Genomic DNA, 17691 nt, shown 5'->3' with positions numbered 1-17691 from the left:
TCTTCGTTTATTGAGCCTGGCGATTCCGCTCGTAAAGCCGCCTGATATCGTCGCCTGAAAGCGGCACGGACAGGATGGCCAGCTCGTCGATGCAGCCGGAGAAATTCGTGGCGGTCTCGCGTTCCGACCGTGGCGCGCGGATGAGGTTGCCGTTGCCGATGTCCAGTTGGCTCGGGCTGACGGATTTTGTCTGGTCAACTTCGGCGGTGCCGACCGGCTGGCCGTTGAGGTAATGGGTCACCTGGTGGCCGTCGTAGACGGTGGCGAGCAGGATCCACGATCCCACCGCGTCGCCTTGGATCACCGGCTCGGAGAAGGCGTGCTGCAATTGATTTGCCGTGCCGCGCGGGCTGACACGCACGCTCCAGGCCATGGTTTCCTTGTCCGAGATGAACCAATGGACCTCGCCGATCCGCTCCTCGTCATAGGAGCGAACGAGGCTGTTCACCCGCAGCAAAGTGTTGGCCACCCTCACGGAGGCGAGGAAAGTCATGGCCGGATAGTCGCCGGGCAGGGCCAGCCTCACCCGGTCGTCCGGCGAGTTGAATTCCAGCGCCCGCTTGCCCGGCCAGCGGCCGCCCGTCCAATGGCAGCCGGTGATGCTGCCGTTGGTCCCGGGCAGCGCCTGGGGAACCCGGTTGACCAGCGTGTCGCGGCTTTCCCCCTCGAGCGTTTCGAAATCGTAGTGCACCAGCGTCCCCGGGAGGTTGCTGAGTTCGTGGTGATTGCGACTCCATTGTTCGAGCTGCCGCTTGGCCTCCTCGTAGCCGGAGAAAGTCGTTTCGTTGACGAAGGCATCCGGCCGCGCCGGGATGTCATCCCATGCCTGACCGGCGAGACGCACGGCGTGGTTTTGATTCAGCATCACCTCCTTGGATTGGTTCGCAGCGACTCCCACGGCCCCCTCGAACACATGCACCTCGGGCGTTCCCATAGGGGTGACGGAGCAGCCGAACTGCGTCCCGTAATCCACCGCCACGAACCCGGGGGCCTCGACCTTGAAGCCGTGAGCCGAGGGCGGCACGGTGGCGTGGAGCTTGCCCTCGCGCAGAGCCGCCGAGTTGTCGGAAAGGATCTCGAAACGGGCGGGGCCTTCGACCACCACCCGCGCCCCGCGGGAGAAATCGAGCTGCACCACGCCGGACTTCAATTCCAGCACCTCGCCGCGCAGCGTGTCCCCATCCGAATGGGACGCGCCCTCCGCCCACGCGACTGCCTCGCTGCGAACGAGCTTCGCGAAGCCCGCTGCCTTCGCGGGCGGCTTCGGCCCCCAATGCTGCCACCCCACGAAGCCGAACACGACCGCGGCCGCGGCGGCCAGCGCCCAAGTGGCGGCGTGGGAAGTGCGGGGCTTCGATCGGAAAACGGGGCGTGCCGCCACCGGTCGACGGGGCAGGGGACGCAGGACGCCGCGGGCCGGTTGGGGAACCGGCAGCGGCTCGGCGGCGGGATCGATCCGGCCGCCTTCTTCCTCCGCCCACTGGCGGATCGCGCTGTTCCACCGCGACCGCTCCCAGAACAAGTCGCGGGCCTCGCTGGAGGCCAGCAGCAGTCCCTCGAACTCCGCTTTTTCGTCAGGCGCGAGCGCTTGGTCGAAGTAGCGGTTCAGCAGGAATTCCAAGCGGTCGTGGTCCATGGCGTTCAGTGTTCGGCCGCGGCATCAGCGGCGATGGCTCCGTTGACGCAATCCCGCAGGGTGACCCGCGCCCGGGCCAGGGCCACGTGCACGGCATCGACGGTCCAGCGCATCGCCTCGGCGATCTCCGGCGGGCGCATCGCCTGCATGTAGCGCAGGTCGATCGCCTGCCGGGCCTTCGGGGCCAGCTTTGCCATGCAACCGGGCAGCTTGCCCAGCAGCTCCTCCATCGGCCACTCCTCGGCGGATTCATGCTGGCACAGGGTGTCGATGACCTCCGGCGAAAGGCATTCCTCGGATTTGCCGTGCTTCTCGATCAACTGGAGCGTCTTGAAGCGCGCGATGGTCCAGACCCAGGCCCGGAAATTGGTGCCCGGTTCGTAGTCCCCGGCCTTCCTCGTCACCGTGATGAAGGTTTCCTGCACCACGTCGTCCACCAGGCTGAAATTGCTCACCAGCGACAGCACGAAGCCGCGCAGGGCGGGCAGATGCTGGACGAATTGTCCCTGCACGTGGGCGGTTTGCTCGGGTGACGGGGCGTCCGGCATCTACCGATTATCCACGGAAAGCGGGGGACTTAGCAAAGAATCTTCGATTTTCCTTCCGGGCCGGGGGGCCGCCAACCCGGTTTCCCCGTTCTGAAGATTTTCTGCTAAGTTTGGAGTGCATGCGCCGATGAACGGGTAAACCCATGCAATTTTTGATCCAGTCCGTCCGCTCCGGCCGTTCCCGCTGGCGATTCGCCCTGTCCCTGCTGGCCCCGGCCTGGGGGACGCTGGTGCTGGTTCCGGACCGCGCGCAGGCGGCGATCCCTGCCTTCCCGGGGGCGGAGGGCTACGGGGCCTACGCGACCGGTGGCCGGAATGGCGATGTCTACCATGTCACCAATCTGAACGCCTCCGGGGCGGGGTCGTTCGCGGAGGCGATTTCCACGGTGCCCAGCGCGGGGCGGACCATCGTGTTCGACGTCAGCGGCTACATCCGCCTGCCCAGCGGCTCGAACGGGACCCGCCTGACGAGTTCCAAGGTGACCATCGCCGGCCAGACCGCGCCGGGGGATGGCATCGGGTTCTACAACAATTTCTTCCGCATCTCCGGGGATGACGTCGTGGTCCGCCACGTCCGTTTCCGCCACGGCAAATACGGCTCCGGCGGCGACTGCGTGGACCTCGACAGCGGCTGTCTCAATGCCGTGCTCGACCACGTCTCGATGCAGTTCAGCACGGACGAGAACATGTCCAGCTTCGGCAGCCCGCCGGAGAACCTGACGCTCCAGTACTCGCTCAATGCCTGGGGGCTGGAGAGCCACTCCTGCGGCGGCCTGTGGGACCAGAACCACGCCACCTCCCACCACAACCTGTGGGCCCACAACCACACCCGCAATCCGAAGGCGCGTCCGAACGGGCTGCTCGAGTGGGTGAACAACGTCACTTACGACTGGGACATCGGCTTCATCATGGGCGACTCGCAGTCGAACCAGAATTGGACGGCCAATGTCATCAACAACTACTTCATCGGGCCGCCGGGGAACACCCATTCGAAGGCGCTGGTGAAGGGCACGGTGGCCGACAACGGCAAGCCGAATTTCAGCGTCTTCCTCAGCGGCAACTACATCGATACCGATGGCGACGGCCTCCTCAATGGCACCGACAAGGGATACTCGATCGTCGAGGGCACCGCTTACGCGCCGGGAACCACGGGCCTGACGCCGGGTGCTGGAGCCTATTACCAACTGCCGGGCATCGCCACGGGATCCACCGCCGCGGTGACCACCGACAACCCGCTTACCGCCTACAAGAAGGTCGTCTCGAACGCCGGGGCGCTCCGTCTCGATGCCAGCTACAGCGGAGCCCTGCGCGACGAGGTGGACACGATCCTCTTCAACAAGCTCACCAGCCAGACCACCTTCCACGTCACGCGCGAAAGCGATACCGGTGCGAGCAACAGCGGCTTCGGCGTCCTGTCCAGCACCGCCGCCCCGGTCGATACCGACAAGGACGGCATGCCGGACTTCTACGAGGATGCCCTGGGTTGGTCGAAGGCGGTCGACGACCACACCACGGCGCTCGCGAACAGCGGCGGCGTCATCACCGGGACCACGTTCTTCCCGGCGAGCACGCCCTCCGGTTACACCCGCCTGGAGGAGTACCTGCACTACCTCGCGATCCCGCACGGGATGGTCGCGAAATACCTCAGCGGCGACACGCCGACCACGCTCGCCATCGACCTCGGCAAATACACCGCCGGGTTTTCCTCCACTCCCTCGTTCACGGTGTCGAACGTGGTGGGCGGCACGGTGGCGCTCAGCGGCACCGGCAACTCACAGGCGACCTTCACGCCCACCGCCGGGACTTCCGGTCGTGCCCGCTTCGAGTTCACGGTGACCGATTCGCAGGGCAGCACCTGGACCCAGACCTTTGCCATCGTGGTGGCGAACACCGCCTTGCCGCGGAACCTGATCTGGAAGGCCACCGGCAGCGCCTGGGACACCACCACGACCACCAACTGGCTGCGGCCGTCGAACAACACCACGGTGGTGTATTCGGATGGCGACCGCGTTTCCTTCGACCAAAGCGGCATCGGACAGCCGAACGTCGCGCTTTCCGGGGCACTCGCTCCGGGCACCGTGGAGGTGAACGCCACCGGCAACTACACGTTGTCGTCCGGTAGCATCAACAGCTCGGGAGCGCTGACGAAGCGCGGCACCGGGACGCTGACCATCGCCAATGCGGAGACCTACGCCGCGGGCGGTTCGCTGGAGGCAGGGGCGATCAATATCACCTCGGGCGGCAGCCTGGGGGGAGGGGCGGTGACGATGCTCGATGGCACCTCCATTGCGAACCTCTATCCCACCGGTAACAGCTTCACTCTGGCCGCGCCGATCACGGTGCCGGCCGGCAGCAGCGCCACGATCAAGGCGGGCAACCGTTTCAGCATGACCGGGGCCTGGACAGGCGCGGGCACGCTGAATTACCGGGCCGAAACCACGGTGACCCGCAATGACATCTACAGCGCCACCGCGGCCTTCACGGGAAACATCAATTTCACCAACAGCGGCGGTGTGCGGCTCTTCTACGTGGGTGGTTCGTTCAATGGCTTCGACAACTCGGCGGTGGACATCGGCGGCAGCGTCAGCGTCCAGCCGCAGACGAATTCCGGGGGCAACACGCTCAACATCGGCGCTCTCTCAGGCTCCAGCGCCACAGCGAACCTCGCGGGTGGCGCGGCGGGCACGGTGGCCTACGTGGTGGGGGCCAAGAACACCAACACCACTTTCGCCGGGTCCATCACCGGCAACGCCACCTTCACGAAAACCGGCACCGGCTCGCTCACCCTCGGCGGCGCGAACACCTACACGGGGGCGACCACGGTCAATGGCGGCACGTTGAACGTGGCGGGCTCGTTGGCCAATGCGCTGTCCCTCGCCAGCGGCACCACGCTCGCGGGCGGCGGCACCTTCGGCGGAGCTGTCACCGCGGCCGCCGGTGCTTTCCTGTCGCCGGGCACCGTGCCCTTCACCGGGGCGACCATGACGCTGAACAACGGGCTGACCCTGAATGGGAACACGCTCTACATCGACCTTTCCAGCTCGGCGTCGGGAGCGAACGACAAAATCCAGATGAACGGCGGCACGCTGGCGTTGAGCGGCACGCAGACCTTCCAGATCCTGCCTCTGGAGGGCGTGCTCACCGCGGGTGACTACGATCTGATCACCGGTGCCGCCACGCTCACCGGCACGGCGACGCTCGCCCACAACCTGCCGACCGGGACGCGGCAGACCTTCAGCCTGACACCGGTGGGAACGACCCTCCGACTGTCCGTCACCGGCAACACCGCCGCGCTGGTGTGGACCGGTGCCAACAACGGCGGGACCTGGGACGCGCAATCGACCTCGAACTGGTCCGGAGGTCCCACCGCCACCTTTTTCAACAACGACACCGTCACGTTCAACGACACTTCATCAGTCGGCACCGTGAACATCAGTGGGGCGGTCTCCCCGCGGATCGTGACCGTGAACAACACCACGACCGCCTACACGCTGGGGGGCACCGGTTCGATCACCGGCGCTGCCAGCTTGGTCAAATCCGGCACCGGTCTCCTCACGATCTCCGGTGCAAACACCTACACCGGTGGTACCACGGTCAACGCCGGCAGCACCATTTTCCTCGGCAACGACACGGCGAACGCGGGCGGCCTCGGCACCGGCCTGGTCACGCTCAATGGCGGGACGGTCACGCTGTATGACAACGCGAGCAGCTACAACAACGCGACGCTGAACCTCGCCGTGCCCGCGGGGCAGACCGGCACGGTCAACGCGGACTCCCGCTGCGATTTCTATGGCACGCTCACCGGTGGCGGTACTTTCAACTTCCGGGCACCGTGGGTGCGCACCACGCTTTTCAGCGATTGGTCGGCCTTCACCGGGGTCATCAACGTGACCACCGACGCCGATGGCGGCGATTTCCGGATGGGCACCAATTATTCCTTCCCCGGCTTTCCTCTGGCCACGGTCAACCTCGCCGACCGGGTCTCGGCGTATTACATTGGCACCCTTTCCCAAGGCGCGGGCACGACGATTGAAATCGGGGAGCTCGCGGGCGGATCGCTTTCGAAGCTGATGGGCGGTGCTACCGGTGGCCGCAATTTCACCTACCGGATCGGAGGCAAAACCGCGGTGGCCGGCGAGGTGGTGTTCGCCGGAGCAATCCAGGAACAGAACACCGGCACGACCACCAGCTTCGTGAAAACCGGTGCGGGAACGTGGACCCTCGGCGGTACCTGTTCCTGGAACGGCGGGACCACCGTCGAGCAGGGCACGCTGAAGATCAGCGGTTCGGTGACCTGCGTGGCGGCCACCAACGTGAACTCCGGCGCGGCGATGGTGCTCGCCGGGGGCACGTTGGCGTCCGATGCGCTCAACATCTCGGTGGGATCGAGCCTTTCCGGCAATGGCACGATCAAGGGCGACTTCAACAACGGCGGCACGGTCACCTGCGCCAGCGGAACCATCAACGTCCAGGGGGATGTGGTGAACGATGGCGTCATGCGTTTCACCGGCGGTGGCCAGCTCAGCGCCCAAGGGAACTTCGTCAACAACGGTGTCCTCGACCTCCTCACCAGTGCCAGCGCCCTGCCCGCCAATCTCGTCAACAAGGGGGTCGTGATTGATTCCAGCCAAGCGAAGGTCAAATCGTATCAGAAATCCGGTTCGGCCTTCACCCTCACGGTCAATTCCTACACCGGTCACACCTACAAGCTCCAGCGGAGTCTGAATATGGCCGGGGCCGGCAGTTGGCAGGACGTCGGAAGCGTCCAGAACGGGGTTTCGCAGAGCGATGGATCTGCCACGGTCCTCACCTTCTCGGACACGAATGTGACCGGGGCGAAATGGTTCTACCGGATCGTGGTGGGACCGTGATCGGAGGGAGAAGCAAGGAGTAGGGACATTCTTGTCCCGTTCTTTGCAAAAAAGAGCGTGGAGGTGGAGGGCTTCCAAGGAGCTGAAGAACGGGACAAGAATGTCCCTACTCCTTGGGTCCGATCTGCGGTTTCCCGCACCCGCAGTCCTTGCCACAGCCGCTGGCTTTCTTCGGGCCGAGCAGGCGCACGCAGAAGATCAGGAGGGTCACGGCGACGATGCCGAGGGCGACGAGGGATTGCCAGTGGGGCATGGGGATCCGGAGTCAGGGATTTCAGTGGAGGCCGAGCAGGTGACCGCCTTGATACACGATCAACGAGGCAACATACGCGAAGACGCTCATGAACGCGAACTGGCCTGCCGCCCATTTCCACGAACCGGCCTCGCGCGTCACCACCGCCGAGGTGGCCAGGCACTGGAGCGCGAACACGTAGAACACCAGCAGCGAGACCACGGAGAGCGGGGTGAACAGCGGGCGACCGTCCGGCCATGTCGCCGCCGAGATCTGGCCGCGGATGCTCTCGCGATCGGCTTCCTCGTCGCCGGTTTCCTCGACGTGGAAGATCACGCCCATGGTGGTGTTGAAGGTCTCGCGGGCGGCGAAGGAGGTGAGGATGGCGGTGCCGGTGCGGCCGTCGAAGCCGAGCGGCTTCACCACCGGTTCGATGAAGGCGCCGACGCGGCCCATGACGCTGTGGGCGAGCTGCTCGCCCTTGTCCTCGCTGTCGGTCTTCGGGAAGGTTTGGAGCGCCCACAGCAGGATCGAGATGCCGAGGATCAGGGTGCCCGCTTTCTTCAGGAACGCCAGGGCGCGGTCACCCACGTGGCGGAGGATGTAGCTCCACTGCGGGCCACGGTAGAGCGGCAGCTCCAGCATGAAGTGGTTCGGTTGCTCGTCCGGGCCGAGACGGCCACGCAGCACGCGGGCCACCACGAAGGCGGAGAGGGTGCCCAGCACGTAGAAGCAGAACAGCACCGCGGCCTGTTTCCAGGTGCCGCCCTTGCCATCCAGCAGCAGCGGGATGAGCAGGAAATACACCGGCAGGCGCGCCGAGCAGCTCATCCATGGCGCGACGAAAATGGTGACCAGCCGTTCCTTGGCGGAGTCGATGGTGCGGGTGGCCATGATGCCGGGAATGGCGCAGGCGTAGGAGCTGAACAGCGGCAGGAAGGCCTTGCCGCTCAGGCCCGCCTTCGCCATCAGGCCGTCCATCAGGAAGGCCGCGCGGGCCATGTAGCCGGAGCTTTCCAGCAGACCGATGAAGAGGAACAGCAGCACGATCTGCGGCACGAACACCACCACCGCACCCACGCCGGGGATGACCCCGTCGACGATCAGCGAATGGAGGTCGCCCTCCGGCATCTTCGCGCCGATCCAAGTGGCGAGGTTGCCGATGCCGCCGTTGATGAGGTCCATCGGGATCTTCGCGAACGAGAAGATCGCCCAGAAGACTGAGAACATGATCGCGACGAACGCGACCCAGCCGAAAACGGGGTGCAGGAAGACCTGGTCGAGCTTGTCCGAGAGCGTCTGCTGGTGCTCGCCGGGGCGGCGGGCGGTCAGCTCGCAGAGCCGGCCGATCATCTCGCGGCGGGCAGCTTCGGGATCCTCCGCGCCTTCGATCCACGGGCTTTCCGCGGCAGGAGGGAAGGGGTGGCGCAGCGCCTGTTTCAGGTCGATGAGGCCCTTGCCGGCGTTCGCCTGGATTGGCACCACCGGCACGTTGAGTTCCTCGGAAAGCTTCGCGGGATCGAGGCGCAGACCCTGCTTCTCGGCCACGTCCACCATGTTCAGCGCGATCACCACCGGCACGCCGAGCTCGATGGTCTGGAGCACGATGTTGAGCTGGCGCTCCATGGACGAGGCGTCCACCACGCAGACGGCGAGGTCCGGCTTCGGGGTGCCTTCCAGCTCGCCCATCAGGGCGTCCCGCGCGATCTTCTCGTCCGGCGAGGTCGAGCGCAGCGAGTAGCAACCCGGCAGGTCGAGCACCCGCAGCTTATTGCCGTGGGGGGTGAACATCTCGCCCGATTTGACCGCCACGGTGACCCCGGCGTAGTTGCCCACGTGGGCGGCCGATTTGGTCAGGGCATTGAAAAGAGTCGTCTTCCCGGCGTTGGGATTGCCCACGAGGGCGATGGTTTCGAAGGTGGGAGCGGACATCGGGGAAAGCGCGGGAAAACCGCCGTGTTTCAGGCGACCGGAGCGACCAGCACCTGCTCGGCCAGCTCGCGGCTGATGGCCATGCGCGTTCCACAGACCGAGCAAATCAGGTTTCGGCCACCGGATAACTTCCTGACCTGCAATTGCTCGCAGAAACCGAGATCCCGGAGGCGATCGCACGAGGGACCGCTCAGCAGCTTGATCCGGAGATCACAGCCCACGCTGGCCTGGTTCAGCGTCATGGCGCTGTCCGCGGCGAGTTCGTTGGCGAGCGCGTGGGGCATGGGTGCGGGAAAGAATCCTCTATTGAGACGTCGTTGCAATACGAAAATTCCACCTCTTTCGGGGAATGTGGGAGTGTCCGGTCGGGAATCCAAACCTCTCCAAAACGCGTGGCTTTCGGCTTGGATTTCCACTACATTGGCTCATTCTTCCCGCGTTCCGTTTTTTTGTCTTACACGCATATGTCACTGACCGTATCGCCTCAATTCAAGCCGGTGCTTGATCCCGGTTTCGTTCCCGCCGTGCTTTGGAACCGCGCCTACGCTGTGAAAGCGGCGAAGGATTCCGGTGCCCGCACGCTCGATCTGGCCCTCGTCCGCCAGGACGGCACGGCCTTCCGTTGGTCCGGCAAGGTGCTCTCCGCCGGTGGTGAAAACGACGCCCTGACCCGCAAGTTCGTCGAGCGCCTCGTCAAGTTCCTGCTCTGGCAGAAGGGTGGCAGTCGCATCCTCGTGGCCGGTGCGCCGGATGTCGCCGCGGCCCTCACCGAGATCTACGCGCCGGGTGGCCTCCGCCAGTTCGACCGCGAGTTTATCGGTACCAAGATTTTCGGCGAGCCGATCGCCATCGAAACCGTGGCCTCCGCGGACGACCTGCCGGAGGAAAACGGAGGCGCGATGACGCTGGGCCGCAATCTGGAAGGTTGCCGCATTGGTTTCGACCTCGGTGGTTCCGACCGCAAGTGCGCCGCCCTCATCGACGGTGAGGTGGTGTATTCCGAGGAGGTCGTCTGGGATCCCTATTTCCAGAGCGACCCGCAGTATCACATCGAGGGCATCCACGATTCCCTCCAGCGTGCCGCGGCTCACCTGCCGCGTGTCGATGCCATCGGTGGCTCCTCCGCCGGCGTTTACGTGAACAACGAGGTCCGCGCGGCCTCCCTGTTCCGTGGGGTGAGCGAGGAAGATTTCGAAAAGCACATCCGCGGCGTGTTCTTCACCCTGAAGGAGCGCTGGGGCGGCATCCCGTTCGAGGTCGTCAACGACGGTGAAGTCACCGCGCTGGCCGGTTCGATGGGTCTCAATGCCAACCGCGTGCTCGGCGTGGCGATGGGCACTTCCCAGGCCGCTGGTTACGTCGATGGCAAGGGCCACATCCTGCCGTGGCTCAATGAGCTCGCCTTCGCCCCGGTGGACTACCGCGACGATGCCCCGTCCGACGAGTGGTCCGGCGACATCGGCTGCGGTGCGCAGTATTTCTCCCAGCAGGCCGTGGCCCGCCTGGCTCCCGCCGCGGGCTTCGACTTCGGCAAGATGCCGTTCCCGGAGCAACTTGTGAAGGTCCAGGAAGCGATGAAGGAAGGCGATTCCCGCGCGGCCCAGATCTATGAAACGATCGGTGTCTGCTTCGGCTACGCCATCGCCCACTATGCCGAGTTCTACGACATCTCGAACCTCCTGATCCTCGGCCGCGTGACCTCCGGTGACGGTGGCCAGATCATCATCGACGAGGCGGAGACCGTGCTCGCCAACGAGTTCCCGGAACTCCGCATCAAGCTGGTGGTGCCGGACGAGAAGACCAAGCGCCATGGCCAAGCGGTCGCCGCCGCCAGCCTCCCGCCCGCGTCGGTTCCGGCCGGAGTCTGATCGGTTTGTTTTTCAAACACGCCCCGTCTGGTTCGGCCGGACGGGGCGTTTTGTTTGGAGCGGTTCTGGATGGTGCTCTCCTTCTTTGCCCCGGTAGGGGCATGGGAGGGTAGCCGGTGGCAAGGAGCGAAGCGACGCTCCCACCGGTAAACGTCGTTGTGAATTTCGCGTCCCGGCAGGGACGCAGGAGGGCTTCTTCGCGTTATGGACGGTCGTTCATCCGCGACGGGGGCCTCCCGCGCTCCTGCCGGAGCGCCGATCCATATTCCCGCCACACCGGTGGGGTCGTCGCCTGGGCTCCTCCGCCACCGGCTACCATCCCATACCCCTACCGGGGTAAAGAGGCAGACTTCCAGGCTTCTTGGTCTCCGGGCTCAGTCCTTTCTCGCATCGCCAGCCGGGGTTTCCCGGCGGGCGGTGAGGGCGGCGCGGCGGCCGATCTGGGGGTCGCTTTGGCCGTCCTCGCCGGTTTCCACGCGGCCGGCGTAACGGCGGATGTAGTCCGGGGCTCCGTCCACGGTCAGTTCGAGCTCGTACCAGCGGGTGCTGGAGGAGAGATCGACGGGGACCTGCGCGGTTTCTCCCGGGGCGAGGGTGCGGGTCAGCGGCTCGGTGCCGTAGGCGGTGTCGGTGAGAACGAGGGTCGCCGGTTTCGAGGTGTCCCGGTTGGTCAGGGTGAAGACGAGGTGGGATCCCGAATGGCTGCCGTAGGCGCAGGCGACTTCCACCTGCGGGTCGGTGGCACCGCCCCGGTATTCGCGGAAGAAGCCGTTCGGGCCGTAGGTGCGGAGGTGGTAGATGGAGTTTTCGAAGGCGTCGATCGGCCACGAGTAGCTGACGCGGTCCCCGGGCTTCACGGCATAGGACCAGCGTCGGGCGCGTTCGTGGGTGAATTCCGCGTCCGTGTAGCTGGCGGCGTCATCGGGGCGGTAGCCGCCCGGGGCGTAAACTTGGAAGGGTGCTCCGGCGGCCTTGTCGCCGAAGCCTTGGTTGGCGGCTTCCAGGGTGATCTCGAAAACGCCGGTGGCGCGGTTCAAGCCTCCCTCGGCATGGAGTTCGTAAGGGATGGCGCGGGACGGGCGGGTGCCGGGTTCCTGAAGGGGCAGGGCGGGGGAGGTCTTCGGGTTCGCGTGAACGTCGGCGATTTCGGCGGGAGTGAGGTTCTTGTAGGCCGAGGGTGCGTCCTTGAATTTCGCGCGGTGGATCTGCTCCACCACCTCGTCCCGCTTCAGCGGCAGGGGATGGGCATCGGTTTCGCCCTCATGGCGACGGAAGACCGAGGTGAGGTCGCCACAGACGGTGCGCCGCCAGTCGCTGATGTTGGATTCGTGGAGGGGCTTCGCGAGCTTTTGGCCAACGAAGGTTTCGAGAAATTGGAGCACCGAGGTGTGGTCGAAGACCTGCGAGCAGACGTTGCCGCCGCGGCTCCACGGCGAGGCGACGACCATCGGCACCCGGTAGCCTAGGCCGACCGGGTGCCCGCGTTCGTCGAACTCCAACCGGGTATCGAGGCCCGCGGAGGCGGCGCCGCTGCCGGGGAAATCGGGATGCGGCGGCTGGAACGGCGGGACGTGGTCGTAGTAGCCGTCGTTCTCGTCGTAGGTGAGGATGAAGATGGTCTTCTTCCAGACCTCGGGATTGCGGGTGAGGATCTCCAGCGCTTCCGAGACATACCACGCGCCGAACCATGGGGCGCTCGGGTGGTCCGAGAAGTTCTGCGGGGCCACCAGCCAGGACACGGTGGGGAGTTTGCCCGTGTTCACGTCCTTGCGGAACTGGTGGAAGACATCGCCCGCGGGGGCTTGGATCTCGCGCTCTTCCGCTCCCTCGCGGTAGCGGAGCTTGGCGAGCTGGCGCTGTTTCGGGTCGCCGGTGTTGGTGGCGAAGGCGCGCCGGTGGATGGATTGCTCGCGCGGGGTGAGTTCGGAGAAATCCCCGGGGGCGAGGCGCAGCAGTTTCTCCTCGATCTCCGAGAGTTCCTTGGCGGCCCGGTTGCGGGCGGCCTTGGCCTTTTCCGGGGATTCGTCGGAGGCCGGCGAGGTATCGAGCTTCTTCCGCAGCACGGCGGCGCGCCGTTTGAGGTGGGATCCGTAAGCCGGGTGCTGGCTGACGTGATACTGGGAGAAATACTCCATCGGATTGTCCCCGAAGTTCCCCAGCCACGACTCTTCCGCGCCTTGGAAACCGGTCGGGAGGTCGAGCTCGTTCTGATAGATCTTCCACGGCACGCCGAGATCCTCCAGCCGCTCGGGGAAGGTCGTCCAATCGGCGTGCGAGTCGTGGTCGATCTGGCCGTTGCTGAGGCGCACGGCGGCCTTCGGATCGCGCGGATCGCGGCAGGTTCCGGTCCAGAGGAAGAGCCGGTTCGGCGTGGTGCAGGTCTGGGCCGAGCAGAAGTGCTGGTCGCAGATGGTGAAGGCATCGGCGAAGGCGTGGTAGAACGGGATGTCACGACGGTCGTAGTAGCCGAGCGTGAGCGGCATGCCGGAGTAGGCGCTGGCGGAGGGCTTCTTCGACTTCAGCCAGCGGTCGTGCTTGCCCTTGTTTCCGGCCGCGACCTGGGAGCCGCGGTCGTGGGGGAGGTCCCTCATCCAGGTGGCCTTCGAGCCGTGGAGGTCCAGCCAGAAGGGCGTGTAGGTGTCGCCCGCGGCATTGGTCTGGAGAAAGGCCGGGTTGCCATCGGGGAGGGTGATCGCCCGCGGGTCCTCGAACCCGCGCACGCCGCGCAGGGTGCCGAAGGCGTGGTCGAAGGAGCGGTTTTCCTGCATCAGGATCACCACGTGCTCCGCATCCAGGAAGGTGCTGCCCGCGGCGGGATCGATCTGGAGCGCCTTCAGGATCGAGGGCGGAATCGCGGCGAGGGTGCCGAGGCCGCCGGAGAGCATGGCGGCTCGTTTCAGGAAATCGCGTCGGGAGAACATGGCGGACAAACGGAAGGTCTCACCTTCTAAGGCTCGTCCGGCCCGGATATTTCAGCGCCCGCCGGGATTGGCGATTTGGGCAGGTGGACCTTGGCAAATGGTCAAGTGCCTCAGGACTGCTTGCCAGCTTGGAAACTGACGCGGTGGATACCGGATTTTTCAAGGAGTTCCAGAATCCGTGTTACGATCGAGTAAGAGACGCTGGCGGCGGCGAGGATCTCGATCTCCGGGTCCGGCGGCGCGTCTTTCAACAGCTCCGGCAGGGTGTTTTCCATATCGGCCAGAGGGATGAGTCGGCCATTCCATCGGAGTTGGTTGTCGTCGAGGCATTCGATCCGGATGTCCACCGGTAGCGGAGCCGTTTCCGCTTCGGCGGTCTTGGCGGGAGGTGCGATCTTTGAGCGGGCTTCGGTGACGAGCTTCGAGGCCCAGATCAGATTGGCCATCATCCGGCCACCGATGAGCAGGCAGACGGTGGTGCCGATCACGCCCATGCCGACGATGATCTTCAAATTTGGACTCCGTAGCGAGCGCCATACGGCCCCGGCCGCCACCAGCCACGCCAGTGCGCCCAGTAGGTAGCAGGCGTGGTAGGAGAGGGGGAGAGCGAGCGGGTCCATGTCAGAGGCGCGAGGAGCGGGCGAGCGGCTCTTTCGGTGCTTCCGTCACCTCGGTGATCCCAGCGCGGGAGCAGGCTTTTTTCACCGCGACCACGTCTTGGGCGGTGGCGGCGGACGAGGTGGACAACGAGACGGAAGCCTGCGACGGCGGCACCTTGAGGTCGGTTTTCAATTGCCTGCCCAGCCGGTCGATCGGGACGGTGGTGCCATTGAGGGCCACGCGGTTGGAATCGATGATTTCGATCTGCAGGCGCTGCTTGGGAGTCCACCTGACCTCGGACGCCGCGTAGTCGCTGGCATTCGAAAGTTCCTGCCGGGCCTTGCCGCGGTCATTGAGGAACAAGGAGGCGACCGATCCCCCGATGATGATCGCCACGGTGCCGGAAAGGGAGATGACGCCAAGGGTGATCTTCAAGATGCGTCGCTTCCAAGGCACCGATATCCAGATCCATCCGGTGAGCACCAGCCAGAGGGTGGCGGCGGCCAGGGACGCCAGCGCGAAGGAGAGCGGCATTGGCGCTGGAATTAGCGGGTCACCTGACCGCTGCCAACTGTGAACCTCGCGAGATTTTCCAACTCCGGGGTTTCCCTCAGCCAGTCGAGCGTGGTGGTGGTGATCCACTTTTGCGCGGCGGCGGGGAGATGGGCCATCAGGGCGTTGCGGCGGCCGGGGTCGAGCTCGCCGAAGATGTCATCCATGAGATAGACCGGGAGCTTGCCGCCGAGTTGTTCCAGGAGGGTGCCTTGGGCCAGCTTCAGGGCCAGGGCGAGCGTGCGCTGCTGGCCCTCGCTGGCGAAATCGGCGGCGGGCAGGCCGTGGAGGCGGAGTTCGAGGTCGTCGCGGTGCGGGCCGACGATGCACTGGCGCAGGCGGCGCTCGCGCTCGCGGGCCTGTTCGAGGGACGTCCGCAGGCAGGTGCCGCCGGCGGGGCGGTAGGCGAGGGTGAGGGGCTCGGCCTTGCCGCTGACGGCGGCCTGGGCGGCGGCGGCGAGGGGTTCCAGCGCGGCGACGAGTTTCGCGCGGCTGGTGGTCAGCTCGGTGCCATGCTCGATCAGGATTTCCTCGTAGGAGGCGATTTCGGCATCGCGGGGGCGGGGCTCCTTGAGCAGGAGGTTCTTGGATCGCAGGGCCACCTTGTAGCGCGACCACGCGCGGCGGTAGCCGGGATCGAGCTGGGCCCCGAGGAAATCGAGGTAGCGGCGGCGGATCTCGCCCGAGCCACGGACCAGATCGAGATCCTCATTGCCCATCCACACCACCAGCCCGCCATCGGCGAGGTAGCGGGCCTGGCCGTCGCGGGGCTCGCCATCGACGGTGAGTTCCAGGCCGTCCTTGGAAAACCGGACCTTCCGCTCGTGGTCCCAGGTTTCCCCGGCGATGCCGAAATGGCCGGTGCCGACCCGTGCCATGGTGGCCATCCGGTGGGTGCGGGGCGAGTGGAGGCGGGTCAGGACGCAGATTGCCTCCAGGATCGAGGTTTTTCCCTGGGCATTTTCGCCGGTGAAGACGCCACCCGCCGCCGGGAGCTCGAGATCGAGACCGGAAAAACAGCGGAAATCCAACAATCGCAGGGTGCGAACCACGCACAGGGCTTACGCGGGAATGGCGGGCGCGGGAAACAGAAAGTCGGCTCAAGGGTGCCCGGCGGCCATTCGGGGTTGAAAACCAAGTCCTCCCGTGCATCCTCGCCGCCCGTCCATGGCAGGCCTTACATTCCAAGCACTTCCCGGTTTCCGCGATTTCTCCCCCGGAGAATGCGCGGTGCGGAACTATTTGTTCGAGACCTGGCGCTCGGTGGCCCGCCGTTTCGGGTTCGTGGAGTATGAGACTCCGATCCTGGAGGACACCGCCCTGTATCTGAAAAAGTCGGGCGGCGAGCTTTCCTCGCAGCTTTACCGGTTCGAGGACCAGGGCGGCCGCGATGTCACCCTGCGTCCGGAGGTGACCGCCTCGCTGGCCCGTCTGGCCGCACAGCACCAGCGCGATTTCCCGAAGCCGCTGAAGTGGTTCGAGGTCGGCCAGTGCTTCCGCTACGAGCGCCCACAGAAGGGCCGTGGCCGTGAATTCCATCAGTTCAACGTGGACATCCTCGGTGAAGCAGGTCCGGTGGCCGATGCCGAGCTGATTTCGCTGGCGATCGAAACGATGCTCGCCTTCGGGTTTGTGGAGGGCGATTTCGTCGTCCGCGTCTCCGACCGCGCGGCGTGGGTGGCCTTTGCCCAGCAGCATGGCGTGGCCGAGGAGGTGATCCCGGATTTCCTGAACGTGGTCGACAAGATCGAGCGTGAGAAACCCGATGCGCTGGAGGCCAAGCTCCAAGGTTTCGGCCTGACCACCGATCTGGTGAAAGGCTTCATCGCCGATCCGGCGAACGCTTCCTCCGCGTACAACGCGATCAAGGAGGATCTCACCGCCCGTGGGCTCGGTTCCTATCTGGAGCTCGATCTCTCGATCGTCCGTGGTCTGGCCTACTACACCGGTGTGGTGTTCGAGGTGTTCGACTCGAAGAAGTCGATGCGCGCGGTTGCCGGTGGCGGCCGTTACGACACCCTCGTTTCCACGATCTCGGACGGCGGCGTGGACCTTCCCGCCACCGGCTTCGCGATGGGCGACTACGTCATCCGCAATCTCATCGAGGAAACCACCCACACGAACATGCAGATGCAGGCCTGGCTCCAGCGTCAGGGCGCCGCGTGCGATGTCTACGTGGTGGTGGCGGACGAAACCAAGCGCCCGAACGCGCTCAAGCTCGTCACCGACCTCCGCCGCGCGGGGGTGTCCGTCGATTTCCCGCTGGTCCCCGGCAATGTCGGCAAGCTCTTCAAGCGCGCCGAGCAATCCCGCGCCCGCTTCGCCCTCGTCGTCGGCAACGAATACCCGCTGCTGAAGCTCAAGGTCCTTTCTGCCCGCACCGAGGAATCCGGTGAGGCGGACAACGCCGTCGAGTGGATCACCGGTCGTTTGCTCGAACCCGATGGTCCGCTCCTCGTCTGAGGGGCTGGGGGCCAGGATTCAGGGGTCAGAAAGAGATCCCATCCGCCGCCCGCTCCGCTTTTCATTTT

General features: G+C 65.4%; 12 protein-coding genes. 3 read left to right on the top strand and 9 right to left on the bottom strand.

Annotated features, from left to right (window positions below):
- Positions 1-7: 7 nt before the first annotated feature.
- A complete protein-coding gene (locus llg_RS22390; protein ID WP_338287307.1) occupies positions 8-1636 on the bottom strand; it encodes a LamG-like jellyroll fold domain-containing protein in 1629 nt (542 codons plus the stop codon).
- 5 nt (positions 1637-1641) lie between these two features.
- Positions 1642-2184: a sigma-70 family RNA polymerase sigma factor gene (locus llg_RS22385; RefSeq protein ID WP_338287306.1), complete on the bottom strand. Its 543-nt coding sequence runs from the start codon at positions 2182-2184 to the stop codon at positions 1642-1644.
- Positions 2185-2327: 143 nt separating this feature from the next.
- Here llg_RS22385 and llg_RS22380 point away from each other — a divergent pair, with 143 nt between their 5' ends.
- Positions 2328-7055: an autotransporter-associated beta strand repeat-containing protein gene (locus tag llg_RS22380; protein ID WP_338287305.1), complete on the top strand. Its 4728-nt coding sequence runs from the start codon at positions 2328-2330 to the stop codon at positions 7053-7055.
- 106 nt (positions 7056-7161) lie between these two features.
- Here the strand turns inward: llg_RS22380 and llg_RS22375 are convergent, their stop codons facing one another.
- The 3 genes from llg_RS22375 to llg_RS22365 are packed head-to-tail and all read right to left on the bottom strand — an operon-like array spanning position 7162 to position 9503.
- Entirely contained in the window at positions 7162-7308 is a 147-nt protein-coding gene (locus llg_RS22375; protein WP_338287304.1) for a hypothetical protein, read from the bottom strand.
- 21 nt (positions 7309-7329) lie between these two features.
- Positions 7330-9219 carry a ferrous iron transporter B gene (locus llg_RS22370; protein ID WP_338287303.1) on the bottom strand — a complete coding sequence of 630 codons (1890 nt, stop codon included), beginning with the start codon at positions 9217-9219 and terminating at the stop codon, positions 7330-7332.
- Between the two features lie 29 nt (positions 9220-9248).
- The gene (locus tag llg_RS22365) at positions 9249-9503 is read right to left on the bottom strand and encodes a FeoA family protein (RefSeq protein ID WP_338287302.1); all 255 of its coding nucleotides are present in this window, start codon (positions 9501-9503) and stop codon (positions 9249-9251) included.
- 180 nt (positions 9504-9683) lie between these two features.
- Here llg_RS22365 and llg_RS22360 point away from each other — a divergent pair, with 180 nt between their 5' ends.
- A complete protein-coding gene (locus tag llg_RS22360; RefSeq protein WP_338287301.1) occupies positions 9684-11087 on the top strand; it encodes an ROK family protein in 1404 nt (467 codons plus the stop codon).
- A gap of 374 nt (positions 11088-11461) precedes the next feature.
- Here the strand turns inward: llg_RS22360 and llg_RS22355 are convergent, their stop codons facing one another.
- From llg_RS22355 to recF, 4 genes are all read right to left on the bottom strand, one after another.
- Positions 11462-14008 (bottom strand): phospholipase C, phosphocholine-specific, encoded by a 2547-nt coding sequence (locus llg_RS22355; protein ID WP_338287300.1) that lies wholly within the window; start codon positions 14006-14008, stop codon positions 11462-11464.
- A 110-nt stretch (positions 14009-14118) separates the two neighbouring features.
- Positions 14119-14628, bottom strand: coding sequence for a biopolymer transporter ExbD (locus tag llg_RS22350; protein ID WP_338287299.1), 510 nt, complete (start codon positions 14626-14628; stop codon positions 14119-14121).
- Position 14629: 1 nt separating this feature from the next.
- Positions 14630-15142: a biopolymer transporter ExbD gene (locus tag llg_RS22345; RefSeq protein ID WP_338287298.1), complete on the bottom strand. Its 513-nt coding sequence runs from the start codon at positions 15140-15142 to the stop codon at positions 14630-14632.
- A gap of 11 nt (positions 15143-15153) precedes the next feature.
- On the bottom strand, positions 15154-16212 hold the full coding sequence (recF, locus tag llg_RS22340; protein WP_338287297.1) for a DNA replication and repair protein RecF: 1059 nt from the start codon (positions 16210-16212) through the stop codon (positions 15154-15156).
- A gap of 115 nt (positions 16213-16327) precedes the next feature.
- Between recF and hisS the strand changes: the two genes are divergently transcribed.
- The gene (gene hisS, locus llg_RS22335) at positions 16328-17623 is read left to right on the top strand and encodes a histidine--tRNA ligase (protein ID WP_338287296.1); all 1296 of its coding nucleotides are present in this window, start codon (positions 16328-16330) and stop codon (positions 17621-17623) included.
- Positions 17624-17691 lie beyond the last annotated feature (68 nt).

It is taken from the genome of Luteolibacter sp. LG18 (genome assembly GCF_036322585.1).
Lineage (GTDB): Bacteria > Verrucomicrobiota > Verrucomicrobiia > Verrucomicrobiales > Akkermansiaceae > Luteolibacter.
This window is presented reverse-complemented; position numbering and strand designations above follow the sequence as displayed.